The sequence below is a fragment of the Persicimonas caeni genome (genome assembly GCF_006517175.1).
Lineage (GTDB): Bacteria > Myxococcota_A > Bradymonadia > Bradymonadales > Bradymonadaceae > Persicimonas > Persicimonas caeni.
The window spans coordinates 58959-82974 of sequence record NZ_CP041186.1 but is presented as its reverse complement, the minus strand read 5'-3'; the positions used below and the strand labels follow the sequence as shown (position 1 = coordinate 82974).

General features: G+C 63.5%; 23 protein-coding genes. 11 read left to right on the top strand and 12 right to left on the bottom strand.

All coding sequences use genetic code 11. The features are described from left to right. Positions 1-7 precede the first annotated feature (7 nt). On the bottom strand, positions 8-892 hold the full coding sequence (locus tag FIV42_RS00340) for a tetratricopeptide repeat protein (protein WP_141195741.1): 885 nt from the start codon (positions 890-892) through the stop codon (positions 8-10). 107 nt (positions 893-999) lie between these two features. On the opposite strand from FIV42_RS00340, the gene moaC reads away from it, so the two are divergent. The 3 genes from moaC to FIV42_RS00325 all read left to right on the top strand — a co-directional run bounded on the left by moaC (position 1000) and on the right by FIV42_RS00325 (position 3476). Further along, positions 1000-1521: a cyclic pyranopterin monophosphate synthase MoaC gene (moaC, locus tag FIV42_RS00335; protein WP_141195740.1), complete on the top strand. Its 522-nt coding sequence runs from the start codon at positions 1000-1002 to the stop codon at positions 1519-1521. A 3-nt stretch (positions 1522-1524) separates the two neighbouring features. Next, positions 1525-2328, top strand: a complete 804-nt coding sequence (locus tag FIV42_RS00330) for a hypothetical protein (RefSeq protein WP_141195739.1) — start codon at positions 1525-1527, stop codon at positions 2326-2328. A 125-nt stretch (positions 2329-2453) separates the two neighbouring features. After that, the gene (locus tag FIV42_RS00325; protein WP_141195738.1) at positions 2454-3476 is read left to right on the top strand and encodes a phosphatase PAP2 family protein; all 1023 of its coding nucleotides are present in this window, start codon (positions 2454-2456) and stop codon (positions 3474-3476) included. A 4-nt stretch (positions 3477-3480) separates the two neighbouring features. On the opposite strand, the gene FIV42_RS00320 is transcribed toward FIV42_RS00325, so the two are convergent. After that, a complete protein-coding gene (locus FIV42_RS00320; RefSeq protein ID WP_141195737.1) occupies positions 3481-3795 on the bottom strand; it encodes a hypothetical protein in 315 nt (104 codons plus the stop codon). A gap of 255 nt (positions 3796-4050) precedes the next feature. On the opposite strand from FIV42_RS00320, the gene rsmA reads away from it, so the two are divergent. Continuing rightward, the gene (rsmA, locus tag FIV42_RS00315; RefSeq protein WP_168210293.1) at positions 4051-4914 is read left to right on the top strand and encodes a 16S rRNA (adenine(1518)-N(6)/adenine(1519)-N(6))-dimethyltransferase RsmA; all 864 of its coding nucleotides are present in this window, start codon (positions 4051-4053) and stop codon (positions 4912-4914) included. On the opposite strand, the gene FIV42_RS00310 is transcribed toward rsmA, so the two are convergent. From FIV42_RS00310 to FIV42_RS00285, 6 genes are all read right to left on the bottom strand, one after another. Then, positions 4893-5252 (bottom strand): eCIS core domain-containing protein, encoded by a 360-nt coding sequence (locus FIV42_RS00310; RefSeq protein WP_141195735.1) that lies wholly within the window; start codon positions 5250-5252, stop codon positions 4893-4895. The two genes, rsmA and FIV42_RS00310, sit on opposite strands and share 22 nt — an antisense overlap. Positions 5253-5341: 89 nt before the next feature. Further along, a complete protein-coding gene (locus FIV42_RS00305; RefSeq protein ID WP_141195734.1) occupies positions 5342-6274 on the bottom strand; it encodes a matrixin family metalloprotease in 933 nt (310 codons plus the stop codon). Between the two features lie 173 nt (positions 6275-6447). Next, positions 6448-7359 (bottom strand): matrixin family metalloprotease, encoded by a 912-nt coding sequence (locus FIV42_RS00300; protein WP_141195733.1) that lies wholly within the window; start codon positions 7357-7359, stop codon positions 6448-6450. Further along, positions 7356-8036 carry a hypothetical protein gene (locus tag FIV42_RS00295; RefSeq protein ID WP_141195732.1) on the bottom strand — a complete coding sequence of 227 codons (681 nt, stop codon included), beginning with the start codon at positions 8034-8036 and terminating at the stop codon, positions 7356-7358. The genes FIV42_RS00300 and FIV42_RS00295 overlap by 4 nt, the downstream gene beginning before the upstream one ends. Positions 8037-8086: 50 nt before the next feature. Continuing rightward, on the bottom strand, positions 8087-9751 hold the full coding sequence (locus FIV42_RS00290; protein WP_141195731.1) for a DUF4350 domain-containing protein: 1665 nt from the start codon (positions 9749-9751) through the stop codon (positions 8087-8089). 39 nt (positions 9752-9790) lie between these two features. Further along, on the bottom strand, positions 9791-10225 hold the full coding sequence (locus tag FIV42_RS00285) for a cyclic nucleotide-binding domain-containing protein (protein ID WP_141195730.1): 435 nt from the start codon (positions 10223-10225) through the stop codon (positions 9791-9793). A 218-nt stretch (positions 10226-10443) separates the two neighbouring features. Here FIV42_RS00285 and FIV42_RS00280 point away from each other — a divergent pair, with 218 nt between their 5' ends. Then, on the top strand, positions 10444-10797 hold the full coding sequence (locus FIV42_RS00280) for a PilZ domain-containing protein (RefSeq protein WP_168210292.1): 354 nt from the start codon (positions 10444-10446) through the stop codon (positions 10795-10797). Positions 10798-10903: 106 nt separating this feature from the next. Here the strand turns inward: FIV42_RS00280 and FIV42_RS00275 are convergent, their stop codons facing one another. Then, a complete protein-coding gene (locus FIV42_RS00275; RefSeq protein ID WP_168210291.1) occupies positions 10904-12868 on the bottom strand; it encodes a S8 family serine peptidase in 1965 nt (654 codons plus the stop codon). A gap of 267 nt (positions 12869-13135) precedes the next feature. On the opposite strand from FIV42_RS00275, the gene FIV42_RS00270 reads away from it, so the two are divergent. The 5 genes from FIV42_RS00270 to FIV42_RS29895 all read left to right on the top strand — a co-directional run bounded on the left by FIV42_RS00270 (position 13136) and on the right by FIV42_RS29895 (position 18509). Beyond that, on the top strand, positions 13136-14425 hold the full coding sequence (locus tag FIV42_RS00270) for a cyclic nucleotide-binding domain-containing protein (RefSeq protein ID WP_141195727.1): 1290 nt from the start codon (positions 13136-13138) through the stop codon (positions 14423-14425). Between the two features lie 72 nt (positions 14426-14497). After that, positions 14498-14917, top strand: coding sequence for a CesT family type III secretion system chaperone (locus tag FIV42_RS00265; RefSeq protein ID WP_141195726.1), 420 nt, complete (start codon positions 14498-14500; stop codon positions 14915-14917). Between the two features lie 83 nt (positions 14918-15000). Then, positions 15001-15795 (top strand): PspA/IM30 family protein, encoded by a 795-nt coding sequence (locus tag FIV42_RS00260; protein ID WP_141195725.1) that lies wholly within the window; start codon positions 15001-15003, stop codon positions 15793-15795. Positions 15796-15798: 3 nt separating this feature from the next. Further along, complete coding sequence (locus tag FIV42_RS00255) at positions 15799-16812, top strand: sugar phosphate nucleotidyltransferase (RefSeq protein ID WP_141195724.1); 1014 nt, start codon at positions 15799-15801, stop codon at positions 16810-16812. 65 nt (positions 16813-16877) lie between these two features. After that, positions 16878-18509, top strand: a complete 1632-nt coding sequence (locus FIV42_RS29895; protein WP_168210282.1) for a hypothetical protein — start codon at positions 16878-16880, stop codon at positions 18507-18509. An 11-nt stretch (positions 18510-18520) separates the two neighbouring features. Here the strand turns inward: FIV42_RS29895 and FIV42_RS00250 are convergent, their stop codons facing one another. From FIV42_RS00250 to FIV42_RS00240, 3 genes are all read right to left on the bottom strand, one after another. Then, positions 18521-19321, bottom strand: a complete 801-nt coding sequence (locus tag FIV42_RS00250) for a PspA/IM30 family protein (RefSeq protein WP_141195723.1) — start codon at positions 19319-19321, stop codon at positions 18521-18523. Positions 19322-19396: 75 nt separating this feature from the next. Further along, on the bottom strand, positions 19397-20539 hold the full coding sequence (locus tag FIV42_RS00245) for a 3'-5' exoribonuclease YhaM family protein (RefSeq protein WP_168210290.1): 1143 nt from the start codon (positions 20537-20539) through the stop codon (positions 19397-19399). An 88-nt stretch (positions 20540-20627) separates the two neighbouring features. Then, a complete protein-coding gene (locus FIV42_RS00240) occupies positions 20628-21707 on the bottom strand; it encodes a hypothetical protein (RefSeq protein ID WP_141195721.1) in 1080 nt (359 codons plus the stop codon). A gap of 227 nt (positions 21708-21934) precedes the next feature. Here FIV42_RS00240 and FIV42_RS30995 point away from each other — a divergent pair, with 227 nt between their 5' ends. Further along, complete coding sequence (locus FIV42_RS30995; RefSeq protein WP_141195720.1) at positions 21935-23983, top strand: serine/threonine protein kinase; 2049 nt, start codon at positions 21935-21937, stop codon at positions 23981-23983. Positions 23984-24016 lie beyond the last annotated feature (33 nt).

Sequence of the window (24016 nt, the reverse complement as noted above, 5' to 3'; positions counted from 1 at the left end):
CTCCCCGTTACCTTAGTTTACGCATCTTGCGGCGTTTGACGCCCGGTAGGGCTTCACGTGCTTGCTCGCGGAGCTTTTCGGCGCGCTCGGATTCCCCTCGTTCGTCCAGATAACGCGCGTAGTTGAGCAAAATGCCGGTACGCTCGGGGTATTTTTCGACGAGCGCCTCGTAGCGCTCCTTGGCTTTGTCGTGCTCGCCCAGCTGGGCGTAAACACTGGCCAACTGGAGCGCGGCGACGGCGTTTTCAGGTTGCTTGAGCAACAGCTTTTGGAGCAGGCGCTTGGCCGAGCGCAGCTCACCTTCGCCGGCGTACAGCGTCGCCAAGCGCATCGTGACCGCCGTGTTACCCGGCGAGACTTTGTAGAGCCACTCGTAAAAGGGCAAAGCGCGCGCCGACTCGCCGGCGTCATCCCACAGCTGCGCGGCGAGTTGTTGCGCTTGTTTCGAGCGGGTGCGCACCTCGACGGCCTTACTGGCCAAGGGGGCGAGCTCGACGGCCATCACGCCGGCTTGCCGGCCCGCCTCGATGGCGGCGATGAGGTCGGCAAAGCGTTGGTTGTCGTCGGGCTCGAGCCTGCCGGCGGCGCTCAGGTGCTCGTAGGCCTCTTGCAGGTCGCCTGCGGCGAGGGCTTTTTCGCCCATTGCGCGCTCGAGAGCGGCTTCCAACGCGTCGGCCTCCGCCTCGGGCGCGCCTTCCTCTCGGGCGAGGTCCACGAGCGCGCGCGCCTCGGTATAGTGCTTGGAGTCGAGCTTCTCGCGAGCATCTTCGAGATACTTTTCTGCGGCCGGTGTCGGCTCTTTGCGCGTTTTAGTCTCCGACGAGCATCCGGCGAAGAGCAGGCCGATAGCAAAGAGAGCGGTTGCGAGGGGCAGCCGGTAAGCCTTAAACATGACGGGGTCCAGCAAGGGGAAGTCTTTCGACGACGGCAGGGCTCTCAGCAAGCAGCGCCTCTACCAAGAACGAACAACGAACAACCAACAACCAAGGTCCAAACACGATGAGCGATTTTAGTCATATCGACAAATCGGGCAAAGCCGGCATGGTCGACGTGGGCGACAAGGCCGAAACCGATCGCGTGGCGGTGGCCCGCGGGTTCGTACACATGAGCGACGAGACCCTCGAGGCCATCGAGCAACGTCGTATAGTCAAGGGCGAGGTGTTGCAAGTGGCCCGCGTGGCCGGAATCATGGGCTCGAAGCGCACCGCCGAGCTCATCCCGATGTGCCACACGCTGCCGCTCGACAACGTCAAGGTGGCGTTTCGCTCGATGCCCGAGGCGGGCGGGCTGGCCATCGAGGCGAGCGCGCGCTGCCGGGGGAAGACCGGCGTGGAGATGGAGGCGCTCACCGCCGTGTCGGTCGCCGCGCTGACCGTCTACGACATGTGCAAGTCGATGGATAAGGCGATGCATATCGGTGATATCCACCTGGTCAAAAAGACCGGCGGCAAGTCCGGTGAGTTCGTCCACCCCAGCGCGCCAGGGCCCGACATGGACGCCGATGCCGACGCCTGGGAGTGACGCTTGAAGATTTTCGATGCGCAAATTCGAAGCGACATCTGCAGCGACGCCGACCTGCAGAACCTGCACTATTTCGAGACCGAGCGGGTGATCACCACGGCGCACGCGCCGCGTAATTTCGAGCGTGCCGAAGATCTACTGGCGTATTTCGACGACCTGACGACCGACGAGTGCGCCAGGCTGCGGCGCTGCGGCCTGCAGCCGCACGTGGCACTCGGGGTCTTGCCCCGCGCGCGTCCTCGCCGGGCGCACCCGGAGGTGTGGCGAGAGCTCCCGTATCTGCTCCAGCAGCCCGAGGTCGTCGCGCTCGGCGAGATTGGCGCCTGGGAAGACACCAAGGCTCACTGGAAACTCTTCGAGCGTCAGGTCGAAATCGCGCGCGAGGCCGGGCCGGTGCCCATCATTTGCACGCCGCCGGCCGATTTGCGCGTGAACATGACCTTCAAGATGATGCAGCGCCTCGAGAAGCTGGGCATGCCTCCGGAGATGGTGTTGATGAACCGCCTCGACGAGCGCCTCATCGAAGAGGTCGTCGAGGACGGCTTCGTCGCCGGGGTCAGCGTGGGCACGTCGAACCTCGAGCCACGCCAAGCTGCCGGCCTCCTGGCCGAGGTCATCGACCGGCTCGGCAGCGCCGACCGGATCGTGCTCGACAGCTCGCTTCGCACCGGCGCCACCGACATCTTGGGCATCCCCAAGACCGTCGTCGCTTTGCAGGACATCGGGGTGGAGCGACGCGCCATCGACAAGCTCGTGTACGGCAACGCCATGGCCTTGTTCGTGCGCCAGTCCCACCAACTTGAGTAAATGGTGGCCGTGCCGAAGTTTGTACTTATAGATGCTTGCTGCATTCTTTGTGTGACTTGATACAGTGAGTGGCAGGCGTGCACGTATCTGATTGGATGCGCTGACATTTTGCCGGGGAACGCGTGATGTATCGGTTTTTCGACTTCTTGCGATTCGACCAGGTTCCAGACAAGCCAGTGGGAGAGCTTCCCTGGCATTACCCCTACGGATTGCTCGAGAAAATCTGGTTGGTTGTCTGGGCATTGATCGGATTGACCGGAGCGGTCTACCGCGAGCATATCGCGGCCAGCACCGAGCTTTTCGGCGTGAGCATCGCCGTCATCGCGCTCGTCCTGATCCTTCCGCAGATCACCATTCGGCTCAATCAGGCGGCGTATGGAGCAGGGCGTATCGTCGTGTCGGTCGTGTCCTCGTGGGCGACCTACGAGCGCTCCGCGCAGTTCCTCGAAGCATTTCGCTCGACGAGCTACGAGATGGAGATGCTCTTGGCCGACCGCCTGCTCTTCGGCGGCAACCCCTCCGAGTGGACCGAAGTCCTCATCAACCCGGTGCTCACCGAGTATCTGCAGCTGACCTACGTCAGCTACTTCCCGATGATGCTCCTGGTGGCCCTGGCGCTCTTCTTCGCCCGAAAAAATCGGGTGTTGTTCCGGTATCTACTGGCGATGAACCTGGCGATGGTCTCGTGCCACTTTTTCTACATCCTTGTGCCGGTGCGCTCGCCGTTCCTCATCGCCGATGATCCCCAATACGCCTCGCTCATCTCGTACAGCATCCCCCTGCAGGGCCTGTGGTGGACCGAACACCTGCGCCAGAACCTGCTCGACGCCACCGTCATGCGCTACGACTGCTTCCCCAGCGGACACACCATGCACAGCATGCTGGCGATCTATTTCGGCTGGAAGACCAATCGAGCGGTCCGCGCCATTGTGACGGTCGTAGGCGTGTCGATCATCTTCTCGACGATCTACCTGCGCTACCACTACGCCATCGACCTGGTCGCCGGCGCAGGCTTTGCTGTGTTCTGGATCTGGGCGAGCGCGAAGATGACCGCGGCCAGCTGGAACGACGAGCCAACCCCGCAACCGCAGCTCAGCCAGAAGGTGGCTTCAGTGCTGCAGCATTTCTCCGGGAACCGGCCGGATTGACGCCTTACAGAAAACGCTCGCACCGCTCGGGCGCCGAGGGCCGATCGAGCGCCTCGCGCTCGACGAGGCCGTCGCAGGTCTCGTCGTCGAGGGCGGCCTCGCATTGGTCGAGGTCGCCGAAGGGGTCTTGCATCGTGCGCGCTTCGCGTTCGCATTGCTCGGTGAGGAAGTCGACGCAGCCGTTCTCGGAGGCTCCGTCGGCTGAGGGGACGTCGCACAGCTCGGCGCCGGTGACGCCGTCGACCGTGGCGGCGCAACTGTAGCAGTTGGCGCAGTGGTTCTCGGCGATGGTACTGCACGAGTCGTCGATCGAGGTCAAACACCCGCTCAACATCACGGTCGCGGCGACGAGGAGGGTCGACGTGGCATGTCTCAGGCGTTTTGAAACCATGGGCGTTTGTTGGGCTGGAGCTTTGCGAGAGTGTTCGAGTTCGGAACCTACCGCATTTGGGGCGATCAAAAAAGCCTGCGTTGCGTACATGGGTTGTGGTCGTTAGGTTGGGCCGGAGTGCCTGCAAGAGCAGGGATGCACTCGCACCGACGGTTGATCACTTTCTCGTGCCCCCGATGTCCTTTGGAAACCTTCGACACCCCCGGCGAACTCGTTCGTCGCTACGAAAAGCGCACCAAAAAGCAGTTCGGCCAGCATTTTCTGGTCGACCCCAATATCCTGCACGGCATCGCCGCGGCGGCCGACGTGGGCGAGGGCGACCGCGTCTTCGAGGTGGGCCCCGGTTGCGGCACGCTCACGCTGACGATGCTCCAGCGCGGCGCCAAAGTGCTCGCCGTCGAGCTCGACCGAGACCTCGCTGCCTTCTTGCGCGAGAATCTCGCCCCCGGCCGCGATCTCGAGCTCGTCGAGGGGGATATCCTCGACCAGGACGTCGGCGAGCTCCTGTCTCATTTCGACGAAGACGAGAAGGGCGTGTGGAAATGTGCGGCGAACCTTCCGTACAACGTGGCCACCGAGGTCTTCTTTCGCCTGGCCGACGTGATGGACCGCTTTGCGTGCCTCGCGCTGATGTTCCAGCGCGAGGTGGCCGAGCGCTTCGTGGCGCGCGCCGGCGACGACGACTACGGGGTGTTGTCGCTCATGAGCCGGCTCTACGCTGATTCCGAGATCGTGATGACGCTGCCGCCCGGCGCGTTTCGCCCGCCACCTCGAGTTCACAGCGCGGTGGTGCGCTTCGAGCCGGTCCCCGGCACGCGCATCCCCGACGACGGGCTTCGCGACAATTTCAAGCGGGTGGTGCGCGCGGCGTTTCAGACGCGCCGAAAGACGCTGCCGAACGCGCTCAAGTCGACCGGGGTGCCCAAGCCGCGCCTCAAAGAGGCGATCAGTGCCGTCGGGCTCGACCTGCGCATCCGCCCGGAGCGCGTCTCGTTCGAAGCGTTCGAGGCGCTCGCCCGGGAGCTTCACTCCGATCTGACGACGTAGAGCGGCAGCGCGTTGGCGACCTGGCGTGCCTCGACTTCGTAGGGGATGGCCATGTAGGCGCTGCGGTCGCCCAGCCCCTTGGTCAGCCCGAAGGCGTAGTCGCGCACATAGCGCAGCAAAAAGGGAAGGGTGCCGTCGCGCAGGAACTGCACGACATGGGCGACCTCGTGGGCGACGAGATCGAGCGGGATGTCGCCGTCGTCGCTGAAGAACTCACGACGAATAAAGACGCGGTTGCCCAGCGTGATGCCGCTGGCGCGCGTTTTGAGAGCGGCGTAGGCGACCACACTCGCAGCGTCGCGGATCTCGCCGAGCATGGGCGTGCGCCGGATGAGCACACACTCCTCGAGGGCGCGCTCGCAGAGCGCCTTTGGTGCGACCTGGGCCGACTCCAGGGCCCTGAAGATATGGTCGCACTCGCGGTCGGTTAGTCGTCGTTCCAGCGACCGGTTCGCCTCCAAAACAGAATCCCTCCGAGTAGTCCCAAAATGAGCGCCATGGGCGGAACTATAGCCGAGCGATGCACGCCCGTCACGCTACATGCCGTTCCGTCTTTCGGGGCTTCATCTTTGCCCCACTCGAACGAGTCGCTTCCCGATTCCTGCTCGAAACTCTCGTCGGGCTCATCGGTTTGCATGCCGCACGTTGAATCGTACTCCTCAGAAGGATAATGTGCACATAACCCGTCGATGTCATCCCTGTGCAGCGAACGCTTTTTGGTCTCGCTGAGATCGGCGGAGCCGAACATCGTCGCCTCGGAGACGTCGCTGTGGGCCATACCGAGCAGGTGGCCGACCTCGTGGGTGAGGGTGTTCTGAAGGTCGGCCTCACCGACGCCGGGTGTCGGTTGAGCAGTGTATTTGTAGAACTGATCGTTGACGACGATGTCGGCTTCGCTGATCACGCCCGTGTTCGGGTTGTAGTTCACAATCGTGGTGGCGAAGGTCGTCGCCGATCCCCTCCATTGGTCCACGTTGAACCGCACGGTGTTTCTCCGCTCTCCTGGAAGTTCGGCCGCGTGGTCGACTTGGCCGCCGTAGATGAGCTTGAGGCCCGCGCAACTGGGCGCATTCCAAGCGTCGAACGAGTCGTTGACGATGCGCTCGAGCGTCACGCCCGCGCCACCGTCCGGACCGGCCTCGAAGTCTTCTGAGCCCGCCCGGTCGAGGTAATAGAGCACACACGTGCGGTCCCACACGATGGGGTGGGCGTCTTCGTTGGGTCGACACGGTTGTCGACCACCCCCGCACGTCTGGTTTTGGGCGTAGCTCCAACCTAGGTCAGGAGTCGCTACCGAGAGCGCGGTCACGATGAAACAAAATGCTGCGAGCTGCGTGAACTTCATGTACTTCGGGGACAACGGGACTCCCAGTGACCTTCACGTACAACGCATCGACACAGCCAAGAAATTTCTTTAATTATTTTGGTGCGACAACATTAGCTTGCAGCTTTAAAAAAAGATGCGCGACGCTGGAGGGGTTCCAACATCGCGCGGGCGAGGGTACGATAACTGAGGGGTGAAGTCTAGCAAGTCTAGTGTTTACAAGGGGTTGCGGTCTTTCGGTGTGCGGCCAGCCCGAGCAGTCCGAGGATGCTCAGCAGCGCCAGCGCCATCGAGGAGGGCGGGGAAGCATCGATGCCGGTGACCGTGCAGACGCCGCCGTCGAGATCGAGGTCATCGCCCGACGGGAAGTCGCTGGCGCTGTTGCACTGCCGCTGTGTCTCCTCACCGCTCGACGGGTAGGTGGTGCACAGTCCCTCGATATCGTCGGGGTGGAGCGAGCGTTTGGCCGTTTCACCGACGGGAGCGGTGCTAAACATGGTCGCCTCCCTAACCTCGGTGTGGTCCAGGCCGATGAAATGCCCGACCTCGTGGGTCATCGTATTGCGCATGTCGACGTGGTTGGCCTTGGGCTCCTCGCCGGCCGAGAACTTGTAGAACTCGGTGTTGACCTCGATGTCGGCGTCGGCAATGACCCCATTGCGCGGGTTGAACGTCACGCTTGTCAGCGCGAACGCTCGAGCGCTGGCGACTTGCGACCACCCCTGGTCGCGCCAGATGACCAGGTTGCTGTTCTGGTCGGGCTCTTTGGGATCGAAATTGGCGTTCGTGTGGCTGGTCAGACCCCCGTCGACCAGCGTCATGTCGCTGCAAGGCACCTGCGTCCAGGCGGCGAACGATTGCGCCACCGACCGGCGAAGCTCTTCGATGGCCGGTACATCCTTCGACGTGCGCGTGAAGTTGTTGGTGCCGTTCTCGTTGATGCGATAACGCACGCATCGAGCGTTCCAATGGACGGCCTTGGGCTCCTCGCCTGGCTCACAGGCATATAGACCCGACTGCGTACAGGTCATCGTTTGCTGGAAGCCCAGTGCCGAGGCAGGGCCCAGCATCGTGGCAGCCAAGCCGACCAAAAAGAGCATCCCCCGAGTTGTTACATTCATTCCTCCCCCTGCCCGCGTATGACGTCACGGACGTTTTGTTTGAAGACATCGAGCGGCACGACGCGTTTATACAGATCGGCCGGCAATGCGGGCTGATAGTTGCCCACCTCATCCCCCTGGCGAAGCGCTTGCCCGCCGTCGACCTGTGGTTGAGCCGGCTCCATCAGCGCGATGTTGCCCAGGTAGGGCACCACGTACGGCGTGATGTTGTCCGGCCCCAGCGAGACGCGAAATTTCCCCTGACTCATACCGGTGACCACCGGCAGCGTGTCGCTGGACGGTTTTTCGAGAAAGACGATCACTCGTTCACCGTCTTGGAAGTGGGGCACACCCGGCACCCAGGTCGCCAACTCGTCGGTGCGCCCGCCGAGTTGCTTGATGGTGACCGTTTCGCCGTCGGTGGCACCCTTCATCCCCTCTTCGACCGCGACGGTGGTGTAGGTGTAGACCTTGCCGTCTTCGACCTTGCTCTGCACCTTGGTCACCCGTCCGTCGATGATCTGCTCGGAGTTGGCCACCAAGCTCTCCAGATCGAGCTTGAGTACGGTCGAGGCCCATACCGTCGCCGAGGCAGCCAGCACGGCCAGGGCGCAGACCACGCCGAGCAGCAGGCGCGCGGGCTTGTGGCGTACGGCGGCGATCTTCTCCGGCAAGTTCGTGTTTTGCAGAAGGCTCATGAGGGGTCCTCTCCTAGGTGTCAGCAAGGCCTGCGCAAGCGCACAGGTGTTTAAGGCGACGCGCGTTTCAAGTAGTCGAGCAGACGGTACTGCAACTCGACGGCGTCGGCGTTTTGTTCCGTTGGAGCCGTCGTCTCGCTGTGGCCCAGCGTGCGGTTGCGAAAGAATCCATCTTGGATGAACACAACCAGCTCGCCGTCCTCAATCTTCTTGCGGCGAGCGATGTCGACGACGTCTCCCCCACTTCGGGCAGTGATGAAAGGGTCTCCCCACTCTGAAGTTATCTCCAGCAGGTATGGTGACAACCCCTCGTCTTCATTTTCGCCCCCGCGCGGCAGCGCCGAGACTTCCAGGCCGGCGACGTCCATCGCCTCCGACTCGAGTGTGAACACGCCTTCGACCCGCGGCACGTCGAGGTTCTCGAAGGTATCGGCGTCGGTGTCCGTGACCGTGTAGCGGGTCTCGGCGACGCTCACCGAAAACTGCGGGGCAATTTCGGCGAGCAATTCGACGGACGCCGTCGACAGGCGATCGGCCTCCAAACTCAACACGACTGTCTTCCCGTCGCGAAAGTACTGGCGCACCTTGTCGATGGCCGCTTCGTCGAACGCCTCGGTCGGATCGAGCAACATCAGCGCATCGTCCCAGGTCTCGAGCTGCATGCGCGCGTCGGCGGTCACTGCGTGGTCGCGATTCAAGTTCACATAGAAGACGTAGTAGGCATCTTCGGCGGTGCGTCCGACCATGAAGTCATTGTGGGACATGTCGAGTCCCAGGTTGAACCCCGCCGGGCGGGCATCGCGCAGGGGAGGGCGGTCTTCGGCGCCGGCCAGCCACTGGAACGTGTTCATCAAAAACTCGAAGTTGTCTCCGAAGTAGAGCCAGGCGTCTCCGAAGATATTCTGGTCGCCCACGACCACCACGCGCCCGTCGCCGTACTCGCGTGCCTGGACGACGGGAAGCCGCCCCTGGGGCTCGAGCTCGGGGTCGCCGTCGAAGCGCCAGTTGCCGTAGTAGCCCGATGTGTCTTCCGGATCCCAGTAGTCGCCAAAGCCACGCTCGCTCAGCCGTGCGATGCCATGGTCGCCCAAGACGGGGGCGCCGGTCTGCAGGCTGATCATCTCGACGTCGCGCGTCAGGTAGTGGCGATCGAAGTCGAAGACCATGATCCAGGCAAGGCCCGCCACCGAGTGGTCCGGCGGGTAGTCGATGGCGGTGTGGTAGCCCACCTCGATGCCCATCGGGGCGAGGATCGGGTTGATGCGCGCCGAGCTCTCGTAGACGTTCGTGTGGTCCCCGATGACAAAGAGCCCGCCGCCTCGTTCCACGAAGCGCTGGATATTGCCAATCTCTTCGTCGCTGAAATCGGGGCGCTTGTCGTCGACCAGGTTGATGAACAAGACGTCGAAGCCTTCGAGACGCTCCTCGGACAGCGGCATCGTGCGGATGGTGCGCGACTTGTAACCGTTGGACTCGAGATGTTCGAAGGCGCGGTACCAGCCAAAGACGCCCTGGTAGGCGTAGTCCCCCTTGGAGAGGCGGTAGTCTTCGTGGTTTTGCTTCCGAGAGTGGTACAGATCGACCAAGATCCACGGGCCATCGCCCTGAGGCGGGTGGTAGGTCTCTTCTTCGAAGAGGCCGCAGCCGGCCAAAAGTAGGAGGCACAGCGTTGCGACGAGGGCCGCCGGGGTGCGGCGGCGCAGGTGGGACTTCATATCACTGCTCGGTCTGGAGACGCATCGGTCTTCCGGTGACTACTTGAGCACCTTGCCGATGGTGTCTTTGGCACGCGCGAGCGTGACGCCTTCGAGCATTCGGCGCACCTTGTCGTCCTCGCCGAAGAGCTCGAGCAACACGGAGCGGTCGAGCGCCACGGTGGTCACGTCATCGGTCTTCGCCTCGACGGTCGCCGTTGCTTCCTTGCCGCTCAAGAGCGACACCTCGCCGAAATAGGCGCCTTGTCCGAGCGTCTTGAGCTCGACCTGGCGGCCGTCCGACTCAGTCCACACGCGTACGCGACCGCGCACGACGATGAAGAGGGACTCGGCTTGCTGACCTTCCTCGATGATGACTTCGCCGCCTTCGAAGGCTCGAAGCTGCGCCGACTCGACCAAGCGCTGCTTCCATTCGTCGCCAATATGCTTGAATAGCGGGGACTCGTTGATGGTCTCTTCGATGATTGCTGTCATCTTTGCTCTTTTCGGTGTCGACCCCAGGTGAATCTATCGGCCGCCTCGAGGCGACGCTCACGTAGCCCCAGTCTAGGTCAATGCCGATTGTGGGTCTAGCTCGTCGCGGCGAAAAATTTGGGCGACCCTCCAGGCCATGCTATCACCGTAGACGACATGCACGGTGAGTCGCCGTGCGACCACGGATGGAGTCAAAAAAAAGGACATGGAGGTCCTCGATGGAAGAGGCGCGTAACCAACAGCGTGTCGATTGCGACATCATTCTCAATAAAATCGAAGGCGGGCACACCAATATCTGCCGGGCGACCAATATCTCGCTCGACGGCATGCAGTTCCTGCGCCTTCTCGAGCCCCACGAAAGCGGCGAGGGACGTCGCGTGCGACTGCAATTCGAGCTTCCCGGCCAAGATGAGCCCATCTGGGTGGGCGCCGAGACGATCTACGACGAGAATGGCTGTGTGGGTGTACGCTTCGTGAATATCTCTCACGGGCACTTCCAGCTTTTGCGCGAGTGGATGCGCGCCCAGCAGATCGCGGACGTGCCGATCTTCCACGACGAGGCTGCGGCCTAACTCAAACGTGCGGCAATTTGTGCGTTCGGGTTCTTTTGGCGCACACAAGAAACGACGAAGGCGGGCTCGAAAGCCCGCCTTCGTCGTTTCTTGTCTACTCAGCCCATCACACCCGCTTGAGGCTGAAGTAACCGATCGCGAAGCTCACCAGGCCGTTGAAGCCGAGCCAGACGCGGTCGAGCACGTTCATGCCCGGAATCCACTGGACGTCGGAGGTGAGCAGCACCGACTCGGTGAGCAGGAAGCCTGCCATACCGAGCGCGAGGCCCGAGGCGACGTACTTGATCTTGTCGTGTCCGCCGAGCAGGCCGACGGCCAGCAGCGGAATCAGGAAGCTCGCCAGAAGCGGGTTCTGGTGGGCGCCCGGTCCGAACAGGGCCAAGTCGAGCTCGGCCAGCGGGTGCGACAGGGCGCTGACCACGCCGCCAAAGCAGCCACCGTCGCCGATGAGCATCGGCAGGAAGAACAGACCGCTGGCAGTGACCACGCTGGTGATGATGACCGACGGCTTCATGCCTCCAGCCACGCCCAAGATGTCCTTGCGACGCACGCCCACCAGCGCCAGAAGCGCCAGGAAGAGGCCGCCGGCAAAGCGCCAAGTGCCCTGGGTGGTCGCCGCGGACTGGGCGGCCTCGTCAGCCTGCATCAGCCCGGCGCCGTAGCGCTCGCGGAACTCCTTTTCGTCGTCGTAGCGGTCCCGAAGCGAGTCGTCGGCGGTGTCCTGCAGGACCTCTTCGACCTGATCAGGATGGGTGACGCCCTGGCTGATGATCAGCGCAGCGCCGGCGGCCACATGCGGGCTGGCCATCGAGGTGCCCATGTAGAGCACGAAGTCGTGCTCGTCGGTGGCGCCGTTTTTGAGCGTCTGCTGCATCACGCCGTCGGGACGACCGTCGCCGTTCTGGTCGACGCGGGTGTTGCCCCCGGGAGCGGCGATGTCGACGTACTTGCCCCACTGCGAGTAGAAGGTGGTGTTCTTGTCGAACTGAGTGGCAGCCACGGCGATGACGCCGTCATAGGCGGCCGGGTAGCTCGGGGCGCGCTTGCCGCCGTTGCCGGCCGCAGCCACGATCGTCACGCCCTTGTTGTAGGCGTACTTGATGGCGCGGCTCAAAACGAGGCTGGGGAGCGGGCCGCCCAGGCTCATGTTGATGACCTGCGCGTCGTTGTCGGCGGCGAAGCGCACCGCGTCGGCGATGTCGCTGACCTGGCCGAAGCCGCGCGAGTTGAGCACGCGCAGCGGCATGATCTTGGCGTTGTAGGCCAGACCGGCCACGCCGTACTCGTTGTTGGTGGTCTGGGCGATCGTGCCGGCGACGTGGGTGCCGTGGCCGTGGCCGTCCCAGGCAAAGTCGTCGTCGTCGACGAAGTCATAGCCGGCCACACCCTCGGTGCCGTCGAGGTCCTTGGGACGGGTGATCCCGCGGTCGGGCGCGTTTTCCATGGCCACGCCGGTGTCGATGACCGCCACGGTCACGTCACGGCCGGTCGAGACCTTCCAGGCGCTCTCGGCGCCGACCTGCTTGAAGTTCCACTGGAACTGGTACAGCGGGTCGTTGGGGGCCGTGTCGTCAGCCGTCTCCGAGCCGAACGCCGCGTAGTTGATATTCTCTTCGGCCGCCTCGATTAGGCCTGCCGGCGCCTTTTGGGCCAGGCAGTCTTTGATGTAGGGCACCGCGCCCTCGTCGACGCGCGCCACAAAGATGTTGGCCGCGTCGCTGTACGTGCTGTTGAGCCGCACCTGCAGGCCGTGCTGGCGGGCAAACGCCTCGATGTCGGCGTTGTCGACGTCGTCGTCGAAGTCGAAGACGATCTCGTCGGTGTGCGGATCGGCGTCGAGCACGATGGGCTGGCCGGTGGCCTGCGTCACGCTGCCCGGGGCGACGTTCTGCGTCGACGGAGCGGCGCCATCCAGACACGCCTTCCACTGATCCATTGATTTGGTGCTATCGGTCTGCGCCGACGCCACCTCTTGTGCGCTGACAAGTTGGGGCGCCGCAAAGGCAAGCGCGGCGACCATCGCCGGCATCCATCCCTTGCGGAGCACATCTGCTATGCGTCTTCTTCCCATTGGCCTGCTCCAGATCGAGTCAGTTGAGCTCTTCACCATCGGCCTGACGGCACTGCCTAAAACCTAACAACCGCAGTTGGTAGAGCAAACGCGGCGGTCCGTTCTATTCCCGTCCGCACTCGCATTCTAGCAGTTCGTGCGTCGAAAGTCATCGGCTCCCATCGCTGTCAGCCTCCCTCAGGCGACCTCCAACCTGCGGTTGTCCATCTAGCCTCTCATGCATTAAACTGGCTGCGACCAGAACCGATCTAAAATGGAAAGGCCCCGATGGAACTGACCAAGCTTGTCAGCCTGTTGTCGAAGGTCGACGACGCGATTGAAGAATCCGAGCATGCCAAGGCGCTCGCTCTAGTGCTTCACAACTTCTCCAAATTCGAAGACAACGCCCTGTTGCGCGAGCGCGTGGCCATCCTTCTGGCCTCCAACGGACGCAAAAAGGAGGCCGTGGGCGTCTGGGATCACGTCGCTCGCCACTGGGCCAACAGCGGCCACCCCACCCGCAGCTTGGCGGCGATCAAGCAGATGCACGCGCTGCGCCCCGACATCACCATGCTGCTCGATCACTTCACGGCGCTGTACAATATCCGAAGCCCTTACCTCGATCAGGACGCCCGGCTTCCGGAGGTGGCACCGCCCACCGAAGAGGTCGAGCTGCACGTCGCGTTGAGCGGCACCTCCCTCAAAGAGATGCTCGACGAGGCGTTCGCCGTGTCGATCGACACCGACACCCTGGTCAACGAGCCGCAGTCGCTGCCACCCCTGCCGCTGTTGAGCCTGCTCCCCTCCGAGGCGCTTCGCCGCGTGCTCGATTTCCTCGAGTACGAGATCTTTGCCGACGCCGAGGCGGTGCTCACCAAGGACGAGATGGCCGGTGATCTCATCTGGACAGTCACTGCCGACTTCACCATCGAGGACCACGATCCCAGCCTGCGGCTTCCCTCCGGGGCGCTGCTGGGATTGAGCTCGTTTGGCCGCTCGGCCACGACGGTGGCTCGCGATGTCTACAGCCGAAAGAACAGCGAGTTGTTGCGGTTGACCCGCGAGTCGATCGACGCGCTCGACGAGGAGCTGGGAGATTTCCGCAACCGTCTGTCGACGCTTCGCCGTCACGCGCTGACCGAAGGCCTGCTCGAGCGCCACCCCATGTTCGCCGAGTTGGACGACACCGATCGGGTCGAGTTGATGCGCCGGTTCGTCGGCCTGCGCGTCTCCCAGGGTGAAAAGCTCATCGAGCAAGACGGCCAGAGCCCGGGCATCTTCGTGGTGCTCGACGGCGAGGTCGACATCTTGCGCAGCGAGGAGGGCTGGGAGATCACCATCGCCACGCTCTCGGCGGGCGATGTGTTCGGCGAGGTGGGCGTCGTCTCCGACCGCGACGCGTTGGCCGGCTGCAAGATGACCACCCCCGGTCACTTGCTTTTTCTGTCTCGTGAGGAGTTTGGCTCCGTCGCCGATCAGTATCCGGCGGTCGCGAAATATGCGGTCAACCTCGCCAACGAGCGCATGGAGGACGTCGAGACGACCCTGTCGGCACAGGATCTTGCGGAAGTCGAGTAGACTGCCTAACATGCCCCATCTCGCGTAGTTTTCGAAAATTTTAACCCCAGCTGGGTTTTTGGAGGTAAGACGATGGCGATCACAAACGAGCAGATCGAGGCCTACATGATCGAGGCCGAGCTTCCGTTCGAGCAGGTCGGCGATGGGCTGTGGCTCATCCACGACGAGACCGACTACATCGACAACATCGTGCTCATTCACAACGAGCCGGTGATCACGTTTCGGGTCAAGCTGATGGAGGCACCCTCGGACAACCGTCTCGAGCTGTTTACCCGTCTGCTCGAACTCAACGCGACCGCCATGGTCGCCGGCGCCTTCGGCCTCGAGGACGAGGCGGTCGTCATCGTCGATACGTTGCAGAGTGAAAACCTCGACTACAACGAGTTCCAGGCGGCCATCGACGCCATTGCGCTGGCGATTCGCGAGCATTACGAGGAGCTTCGAACCTACGCGGGCGGCAAAGAAGAGCAGGCCGAAGAAGCCGGCGTCTAATCAAACTCGTCCCGTATCGAATAACTCGCCCCGGCTCGGCGTTCATCAGATCGCATTGGGCGGTAATTTTAAGGAGAGAATAGATGAGCATTTTCGGACGGATCGGAACGCTCCTCAAAGCGAATATCAACGATCTCATCAGTAAGGCCGAGGATCCCGAAAAGATCCTCAATCAGCTGATCCTCGACATGAAGGAGCAGTTGATCAACGCCAAGAAGCAGGTGGCGGTGGCCATCGCTGATGAGAAGCGGCTCAAAAAGCAGCTCGACTCGGAGGTCCACAAGGCCAGCGAGTGGGAGAAGAAGGCGATGATGGCCGTGCGCGCCGGGCGTGACGACTTGGCCAAAGAAGCCCTGTCGCGCAAGCAGGAGCACGACGAGCTCGCCGAGGAGTACCAGGGGCAGTGGGAAGCGCAGAAAGCTGCCGCCGACAAGCTTCGTGACTCGCTTCGCCAGCTCAACAACAAGATCGAGGAGGCCAAACGCAAAAAGAACCTCCTCATCGCTCGCAAAAAGCGCGCCGAAGCTCAGAAGACCATCCAAGAGACGATGTCGGGCCTCAACGACACGTCCGCGTTCGATGCCTTCGACCGCATGTCCGAGAAGATCGAGCAGATGGAAGCCGAGGCCGAGGCCAGCGCCGAGCTCGCCGAGGGCTTCAGCGGCGACGACCTCGCCTCCAAATTCGAGGACCTCGAAGCCGACCACGGCGCCGACGAGGCGCTCGCCGCTCTCAAGGCCAAGATGGGCATGAAAGAGGGCGCCAAGGAAAAGGAGACCGAGTTTTCCTTCGAGGAAGAAGAGGTCGAAGAGGAAGTCGAGGAGAAAGCCGAGGTCAAAGCCGGCGGCCGCGGCACCTGGGACTCCGACGAGTTTTGATTCATGTCTGACCGTGAAGTTGTAGGAGCGGTCCTGTGTGCCGGCTTCGGAACTCGCCTCAAGCCCCTTACCGAGGCGATTCCGAAGCCGCTCCTTCCGTTCTTGAATATCCCCATCGTCACCTACGCCCTCGACCATTTGGCGAAGGCGGACATCTCCAAGGTGGCCATCAACCTCCATCACCTGGCTGACTCGATCCCGCCGGTCGTCGATCGCATCGGCGAGCAGTTCGGGTTGGCGCCGGTCTACTCGCGCGAGTGGGAGATCTTGGGAACAGCCGGGGGCATCCGCGGCATGTGGAAGGCGCTGGGCGAGCCCGACGCCACCCTAGTGGCCCTCAACGGCGACAGCGTCATGAATGTCGACTTGGCTCACCACATCGCCGAGCACCGCAAGAGCGGCGCGCGGGCGACGGTCGTGGTGCGTCCGAAGGCCGAAGACCAGCCCGGCAAGGTCTGGCTCGACGCCGACGGCAACCTGCGTGGGCTGCGTGACATGCGTCACCCCGACGCCGGCGCTCAGCTCACCGAGTACGACTTTACCGGGGTCCACATTCTCGAGCCCGAACTGCTCGAGGAGATCCCGCTCGAGATGGGCTGCATGGTTGGCGACGTCTATGGGCCGCTGATGGAGGAGGGCGAGACGTTCCACGCCTCGGTCAATGACGGCTTTTGGGCGGCCCTCGACAACCCGAAGCTCTTCTTGGACACCACCTGCCAGGTACTCGACGATCCCGGGCTCTTCGAGCAAGCTCCGCTGCCCGAGGCGCTCGCCGACGGCCTCTTTATCTACAATCCGGATGCCGTGAGCGATCAATCCGCGTGCGCCAAGCCCGTTCTTCTGGGCGGGCATACTACGGTCGCCGATGGGGCCAAACTCGGACCCAACGTCGTGGCCGACGGTGTCGACATCGGCGAAGGGGCTGTGGTGCGAAATGCCATCGTCTATGGGATGGGCGACATCGACGGCGAATGGCGAGACTGCATCGCCGTGGCCGGAAAAGTCGCGCAGATTTGACCGGCGACGCCCACCAATTTACCCTGAGGTCATAGTTCCAATCGTTCTCGTTGGAGTGTGGCCTCATGTGGTTGCCCAAGTCGATCTCTCTCCCCGTATCCGTCGGATTCTTGCTCGTCGCCATCGCCGCCGGTGGTTGTGGCGGCGACAACTCTCAATTCGGCAAGCGCCAAGATCCGCCCGACTCCGGCTCCCAAGACGCCGGGGACGACGATATTTCCACGAATAACAACACCTTCGACTCCGGTCCCACGGACACGGGGCCGCGCGACACCGGCCCGCAGGATGCCGACAGCGGCCCGACTTGCCTGGAGACCGACGAGCCCGACCCGAGCTACGAGGACGCTGACTGTGATGGCGTCGACGGCGATCGTGACGCCAGCGTCTTTGTGGCGAGTTATGGCGATGACGCCAACGACGGCACGATGAGCGCGCCGATGAAGTCGCTGCAGGCGGCCATCGACGCCGCCGCCCAAGATCCCGCCAAGTCGTGGGTGCTCGTCGAGGCCGGCTTGTATGAAGAGTCGGTCGAACTCGTCGACGGGGTTCACGTGGTCGGCGGCTACGGCTTTGGATGGAAGCGCGAGGACGGCGGCCGATCGCTGATTCGCGGCGGCAACCCGTCTGTGCGCGGCGTCGACATCACGTCGGCGACCCGTCTGGTCGATCTCGAGGTCGAAAACGTGCACACGGCGGCCGCCGGCGAGACGGTGGTGACGGTCTATCTGGAGAACAGCAGCGGGGTCGAGCTTCAAAACGTCAAGATCACCGGCGGCACCGCCGGCGACGGCGAGAAGGGCAGCGACGGCAGCGATGGGGGCAACGGTCCCGACGGCGGCAACGGAGCCGACGGCGTCGAAGACGGCAACTGGCCGTGCAACAGCGGAGACCGTCCGGCGCAGACCAGCAGCCCGACGACCCAGTGTGGCGGCCAGTCCGGCGGCTACGGTGGCCGGCCCGGCCGCGAGGACGACAGCGGTGACCGCGGCGGAGACGGCGGCGGAGGCGCGAGCGGCGGCTCGGGTGGGCCGCACAAAGGTGACGGCGGCGACGGCGCCAACGGCGCTGACGGGAGTAACGGCCAGGCCGGACAAGGCGGCACGACCGACGGCACCTTTGACGGCATGCAGTGGCAGGGAAGCAACGGTCAGGCTGGCGAAGACGGCACCGGCGGCGGTGGCGGAGGCGGCGGCGGAGGCGGCGGCGGTGCCGGCGGAAGCTTCGGTGACTGCCGCTCGTGGGGCGGCGCAGGCGGCGCAGGCGGTGCCGGCGGTTGCCCGGGCACGGGAGGCGGCGGTGGTCAGGCCGGCGGCGCCTCGGTCGCGCTCTTCTTGGTCGACAGCGCAGGCGTCACCATCGTCGACTGTGAAATCTACGGCGGCAGCGGCGGCGCGGGCGGCGCTGGTGGAACTGGCGGCTCAGGCGGAACTGCTGGTTTGGGCGGCAGCGGTGGTAACGGCGAAGACGGCAGCGGCCGTGGCGGCAATGGCGGCGACGGCGGTGACGGCGGCAATGGCGGCTCGGGAGGAGGCGGCGCCGGTGGGCCGTCGTTTGGCATCTACACTGACGCCGAGTTGGTCAGTGCGCCGGCCGACACGACGATCGAGGCTGGATTTGGCGGGGCTGGGGGCGGCTCGAGCAGTGCATCGAGCCGGGGCGCCGAGGGCGTCGCAGCGGCGAGCTACGTCGCCCAGTAAGCGGGGAGGGCTCAGTCCTCGAACTTCTTTTTGAGGTCGGCCAGGTCGTCGCTCGGTCCGCTGTCGGCGCCGCGGCGGTCACGGTCGGAGCGGCGGTCGCGGTTTTCCAGGTTGCGGAAGCGTTCCTCCAAGCGGCGGCGGCCCGGGTCGCGGAGGTTTTCGTCGCTCAACTCGCGCATCGCCTCGACTTCGGCCTCGAAGGCGTCGATCTTGGCGCCCATGCGGTCCATCTCGTTAAACAGACGCTCGTCGCGTGTGTAGCTCGTCTCCGAGGATGTCGTGCGCGATGCGCTCGCGCCGTCATCGTCGCCCCGAGCGCTCCGGTCGCCCACGCGGCGGCGAAACTCGGCGTCCCAGTCGCTCTCGTCGCGAATGCGCTGCGGCCGGCGTGATGGCGAGCTCGACGCGCGCAGTTTGCCGCGTGTGCCCTCCAGCTTCATCTCGAGCGCCTCCAGCGCGCTCTCGATATCCTGCAAGTACATGCGGTGCTCCTCGAGGCTCTCACGCAACTGCGCGGCCTTGTCGAGCGCCTCGTTTCGCACGGCCAGAGCGTCGCGCGCCAGGTCTTCTTCGCCCTGCTTGAGCGCCATCATCGCGCGGTCTTCCCACTGGTCCGCTTTGTCACGTTGCTCGCGGATGGCGGCCACCAGGCGTTTTTCGTCCTGGCGCAGCTTTGCCTTCTGGCGCCGGGCGTCTTTGAGGCTGGCTTCCATCTCGCCGAGCGCGCCTTCGAGCGAGCTCGACTGACCCGCATTGCGCAGGTCGCTGACGTTGGAACGAATAATGCGATTGAGGCGGTTGAGGATGCTCATCGACAGTCCGCGTGGCTGAGTTTTTGTGATGGCCTATCGTCGCAAATTTATGCCGCGAGTGCGAGTGGCGCCGGCTCATTCGGAGAACAAACTGAGGTTGGGGTCCGATTCCCCGGCGCTCGCCGGCTGGCGGCGCTCGCCTTTGGGCGTGCCCTCGGCCTCGAGCACCGCAGCGGCGCCGGGGCCCTCGAGGTCGTCCTCGTTCGGCGTGGTCGTCTTCGCCCACTTGGTGCCGGTGTCGTCGCCCATATACATGCGCCCCTGGAACAGGCGCTGATAATCGGTGAACGCCTCTTCGCTGTTGGTGCCTCCTTCGTGCTCGGCGACCATGTTGGAGTACATGTTCATGCGGCTGTCGATCATGTCGATCTCGTGCAGCAGCAGCGCTTCGGCGGTGCGCGGCAAGATGGGGGAGCCGTACTCGAGCTTTCCGTGGTGGCTCAACACCAGGTGCTTGAGCTGCATGAGCATCTCGGCGGGCAGGGGAGGGCTGACCTTCTTGGCGATCGCGGTGATCAGCTCGACGCCCTGGACGATGTGGCCGACGAGTTGGCCTTCGGTGGTGTAGTTGAACGAGCGTCCGTAGCTGAGCTCGAAGCACTTGCCGATGTCGTGGAGTACGCAGCCGGCGATCACCAGATCTTGGTTGAGCATGCCGGGGTAGTAGTGCGCGTAGTGGCGGGTCATGCGCACCGCCAAGCGCGTCATCGACAGGGCGTGCTCGAGCAGGCCGCCCAGGTAGGCGTGGTGGTTGCCCTTGGCGGCCGGCGCAAGGGTGAACTGCTTCATCAACTGCTTCTCTTCGAACAATGCGTCGAAGAAGCGAAGCATCTCGGGGCTTTTGATCTCGCGGCCGACGACGTCCTTGAGCTGCTCGAGCATCTCGTCGCGGTCCCAGCGAGACGCGGGGATGAAGTCTTCGAGCGCGACATCGTCGTCATCCATGCGCTTGAGGTCGCGCACGTTGAGTTGCAGTTGGCCGCGGTACGACTCGACCTGCGCCTCGACCATCACGAAATCGTCGGCCTCGAAGCGCGAGCCGATGGCCTCGGCGTTGTCCCACACTTTCGAGTCGATATTGCCGCTCTTGTCGGCCAGGTCGAGCGCCAGAAACGGATTGCCGCTCTTGGTGGTTCGCAGCGTCTTGTCGGCGACCAAAAAGACCGAGGTGATGAAGCTCCCCTCGACGAGGTCCGACACAAAAATCTTTTCCTTCATATACATTTACCCGAGCAAATCTTCAGCGCATTAAGGCGTTTTTTGACCTTTTAGCACACGGCTCGGGGTGAGCACTAGAATTTCTCTTCTAGAATCTCTTTTCGGTCTCCCGTTCGAGGACCACGCGGCCGTTGTCGTCGAGCAGTTGGACGAGCAATTCGCAGGTGCCCAGCGCACGCTCTTCGACGAGCACTGTCTCGTCGGCCGCGATGCGCATTCGGTCGCGAAGGGCGTTCGACGGGGAGACGAGCGAGCAGACGCTCGGGGTGAGCGTCTCGACGCGCATCGGGTACTTGCCTGCACACACGGGCTCTCCGTCTCGGTGCAGCACGCCGCCGACGAACCAGAGGCCGGAGGCGTACGGATCGGGTTCCCAGTGCGTGCTGATACCGTCGACGTCGCTCGGGGCGATGAGCTCGAGGGTCAACGAGTTGCCCGCCACGGTCGGCGTAAGTGTCACGTCGGTCGCGCGCGGGCCCGATTGAAGGTGGATGTCGGTGGGATCGGCGACGTTGTCGAGCCAGGTCAGGTTGCTCTCGTCGCTGATGCGGAAGGGGAAGCGCCCAAAGCCGATGGGCGTTTCGCCGTAGCTGTCTACGTAGGTGACCGGGATCTCGATCTCGCTATTCGTCAGGTAGTAGGCCCGCGAAGAGCTCGAGCAGCAATGGTCGAACTCGACGCTGGCCACGTCGGTCACGATCAGCTCGATGCGGTCGGCCACGCCCGCGTCGGTCTCGACGCGAATCTCGGCCGCACCCGGCCCGATCGCCTCGACGTCGAACGACGACTCGTAGACCGCGTCGATGGCGATGACGTCCGGATCACTGGTGCTCACCTCGACGATGCGCGCCGGCGCGCCGTTGTCCCAGTGTGACACGTAGTAGGCGCCGAAGCTCCCCTCCATGATGAACGGGTCGAACTCATAGTAGGCCGAGTCCGTCGTCAGATCGTAGGCGTTGACCGCGTGATAGAAGCCCAGAAAGCCCGCTTGGCCGCGCCCCTCAGTCCACTGCTCGGTGCTCGTGCCGCACACGCCGATTTCACCGACGTGGGCGTTCTGGTCTCCGGCGACGCAGCCGAGGCTCATCAAAATGATCGCCCCGGCATAGACGGGCCAGAAGATGTGCCAGTTTGGGGACTTTTCGGTTCGTTTGGTAGGTGCGGACATGGTTTGACGTCTTTGAGTGAGTCGCAACAGCAATTGGGCATCTTATCTTACACGGGAGAGACGATGAATCACTGAGGAGTATTCAAAATGGACGAGGTTCAGAGAAGAATTTGGTCCTCTCGAGCGATACTCCCGGAAGGGATTCGACCCAAAATCGGGTTGTAATTTGAAAAGCAGCCTGAGCATGGCAGAATGGCCAGCGCATACTGCAATGAAGTGAGAGACAGTTGGGCGACGACGTCGAACAAAAAGTGGGCAGCGACACGGCACCGGCCTTCGGGCGTGACGAGGGCGACCCGGCGCTGGAGGAGACGAGCGCGCAGTCCGAGGTGCCGGCCGAGCAGGGCGAGGCCAAGGCCAAGATCGTCAAGATCTGCAAGCAGTGCATGGTCTCGCAGAGTGACGGCGGGGAGTTCTGCGTCAACTGCGGCAGCCCGTTGGTGCCCATCCGCGCGGTGCGCGAGAGCTATGTCGGCGAGACCGTCGGCGGCAAGTACAAGATCGTCGATCGTCTCGGCGCCGGCGGCATGGGCGAGGTCTACCTCGGCATCAACGAGCCGCTGGGCCAGCGGGTGGCGGTGAAATTTCTGAGCAAGAAATTCACCGCCGACGAAGGCATCATCATGCGCTTTCTGAACGAGGCGCGCTCCTACTGCAAGGTCAACCACCCCAACGCCGTCACGTTGCTCGAGTACGGGCAGCACGACGACGGCGCGCTGTATCTCATCACCGAGTTCATCGAAGGCAAGAGCCTCACCGAAACCCTCAAAGAGATCGGGCCGTTCGACCTGGAGCGGGTCATCTCGGTGGCGGCTCAGGTGTGCGAGGTCCTGTCGGCGGCGCATAGCCAAGGCGTGATCCACCGCGATTTGAAGCCCGACAACATCATGCTGATGCCCACGAGTCGTGGGCGATACGCCGTCAAAGTGCTCGACTTCGGCATCGCCAAGATCGTCGACGACGACCACGAGCACGGGCCGATGACCGAAACCGGCTCGGTGTTCGGCACCCCCGAGTTCATGTCGCCCGAGCAGGCGCGCGGCGACACCGCCGACCCGCGCTCGGACTTGTACGCCATGGGCGTTATCTTGTTCTACATCGCCACCGGCAAATTGCCGTTCAAAGGCAAGAACAAGCTGATCGTGCTCAACAAGCAGCTCAACGAGCGCCCACCGCGCCCCTCGGAAGCCCGCGAGGATATCGAGGTGCCCCTTCGTCTGGAGGCGGTCATCCTCAAATGCCTCAACAAGGAGCCCGAGGAGCGCTACCAGTCGGCCGACGACCTGCTCGAAGCACTCGAAGAGGCCAAGAGCGCCAGTGGGCCGATGAACACGGCGGCCGGTGGTACCGCCAGGCTCGGCGCGGTCTCCTCGGAGGTCGCCGACACGGCCGCTGACACCCCGTCACCGCCCCATCAAACCGACGCGCCCGGCATCCACGACAGCGAGACGGTCGCCTATGGCAACCTCGACTCGCCGCTGAACACCGACCCGGAACGCGCCGCCGACGTCGAGCTGGGCGAGATCGACGACTCGGACGAGGCCGTCGGCGCGCTCGAAGAGGTCGACCTGGCGCGCGAGTGGGCCGAGCGCGAAGAAGTCACGTTTGAAGAGAACCGCAGCTGGCGCATCGTCGCCGGCGCCCTGGTGGCCGTGATGGTCGCCGGCGTGCTCGTCTGGGCGCTTGGCTCCGATGGCCCCGCGGTCGACGGCGGCAACGAAGGTGCTGCAGGCGCTCAGATCGAAAACCCGCCCGCCCAGGGGCCTGCCGCCCCGCAGGTGGACATCAACCGCGTGCTCGTCACCGGTCAGGTCATCGGCTCGCTCTCTGCGGCCGAGGACAACCTGCGCCACGGCGATGTCGGCGCTGCCAAACGCGCCCTCGACGCGACGTATATGTGGATGGGTGACGACGAACTCCCCAAAGCGGCGCGCAAAAGGCGCCGGGAGTTGGCCGCGCGCATTGCGCGTGAGCAAAAGAACAACAAAGAGAAGCCCGAGCAGGCCAACAAGCCGAAGCCGGTCAACAAGCCGAAGCCGCAACCTGTCGAGAAGCCGAAGCCGGCCGAAAAGCCGAAGCCGCAGCCTGTCGAGAAGCCGAAGCCGGCCGAAAAGCCCGTCGAGAAGCCTGCAGCGAAAAAGCCGACGGCTCAGGAGGAGCCGCCGGCTGAAACCGAGCCGCCCAAATCAACGGACGGTTCGGCTGAAGAGTCCAAAGAGAAAGATCCGGCCGAGGACACCGACGGCTTCGCCTTGCCGCCCAAGCGCCTCGACTGACCCCGTCACTCCCTTAGCTCTTTCACTTTTTTA

Coding starts and splice junctions, on each gene's coding strand:
- FIV42_RS00340 (WP_141195741.1), bottom strand. CDS start 892: ATGTTTAAGGCTTACCGGCTGCCCCTCGCAACCGCTCTCTTTGCTATC.
- moaC (WP_141195740.1), top strand. CDS start 1,000: ATGAGCGATTTTAGTCATATCGACAAATCGGGCAAAGCCGGCATGGTC.
- FIV42_RS00325 (WP_141195738.1), top strand. CDS start 2,454: ATGTATCGGTTTTTCGACTTCTTGCGATTCGACCAGGTTCCAGACAAG.
- FIV42_RS00300 (WP_141195733.1), bottom strand. CDS start 7,359: ATGAATGTAACAACTCGGGGGATGCTCTTTTTGGTCGGCTTGGCTGCC.
- FIV42_RS00295 (WP_141195732.1), bottom strand. CDS start 8,036: ATGAGCCTTCTGCAAAACACGAACTTGCCGGAGAAGATCGCCGCCGTA.
- FIV42_RS00290 (WP_141195731.1), bottom strand. CDS start 9,751: ATGAAGTCCCACCTGCGCCGCCGCACCCCGGCGGCCCTCGTCGCAACG.
- FIV42_RS00285 (WP_141195730.1), bottom strand. CDS start 10,225: ATGACAGCAATCATCGAAGAGACCATCAACGAGTCCCCGCTATTCAAG.
- FIV42_RS00280 (WP_168210292.1), top strand. CDS start 10,444: ATGGAAGAGGCGCGTAACCAACAGCGTGTCGATTGCGACATCATTCTC.
- FIV42_RS00275 (WP_168210291.1), bottom strand. CDS start 12,868: ATGGGAAGAAGACGCATAGCAGATGTGCTCCGCAAGGGATGGATGCCG.
- FIV42_RS00270 (WP_141195727.1), top strand. CDS start 13,136: ATGGAACTGACCAAGCTTGTCAGCCTGTTGTCGAAGGTCGACGACGCG.
- FIV42_RS00265 (WP_141195726.1), top strand. CDS start 14,498: ATGGCGATCACAAACGAGCAGATCGAGGCCTACATGATCGAGGCCGAG.
- FIV42_RS00260 (WP_141195725.1), top strand. CDS start 15,001: ATGAGCATTTTCGGACGGATCGGAACGCTCCTCAAAGCGAATATCAAC.
- FIV42_RS00255 (WP_141195724.1), top strand. CDS start 15,799: ATGTCTGACCGTGAAGTTGTAGGAGCGGTCCTGTGTGCCGGCTTCGGA.
- FIV42_RS29895 (WP_168210282.1), top strand. CDS start 16,878: ATGTGGTTGCCCAAGTCGATCTCTCTCCCCGTATCCGTCGGATTCTTG.
- FIV42_RS00250 (WP_141195723.1), bottom strand. CDS start 19,321: ATGAGCATCCTCAACCGCCTCAATCGCATTATTCGTTCCAACGTCAGC.
- FIV42_RS00245 (WP_168210290.1), bottom strand. CDS start 20,539: ATGAAGGAAAAGATTTTTGTGTCGGACCTCGTCGAGGGGAGCTTCATC.
- FIV42_RS00240 (WP_141195721.1), bottom strand. CDS start 21,707: ATGTCCGCACCTACCAAACGAACCGAAAAGTCCCCAAACTGGCACATC.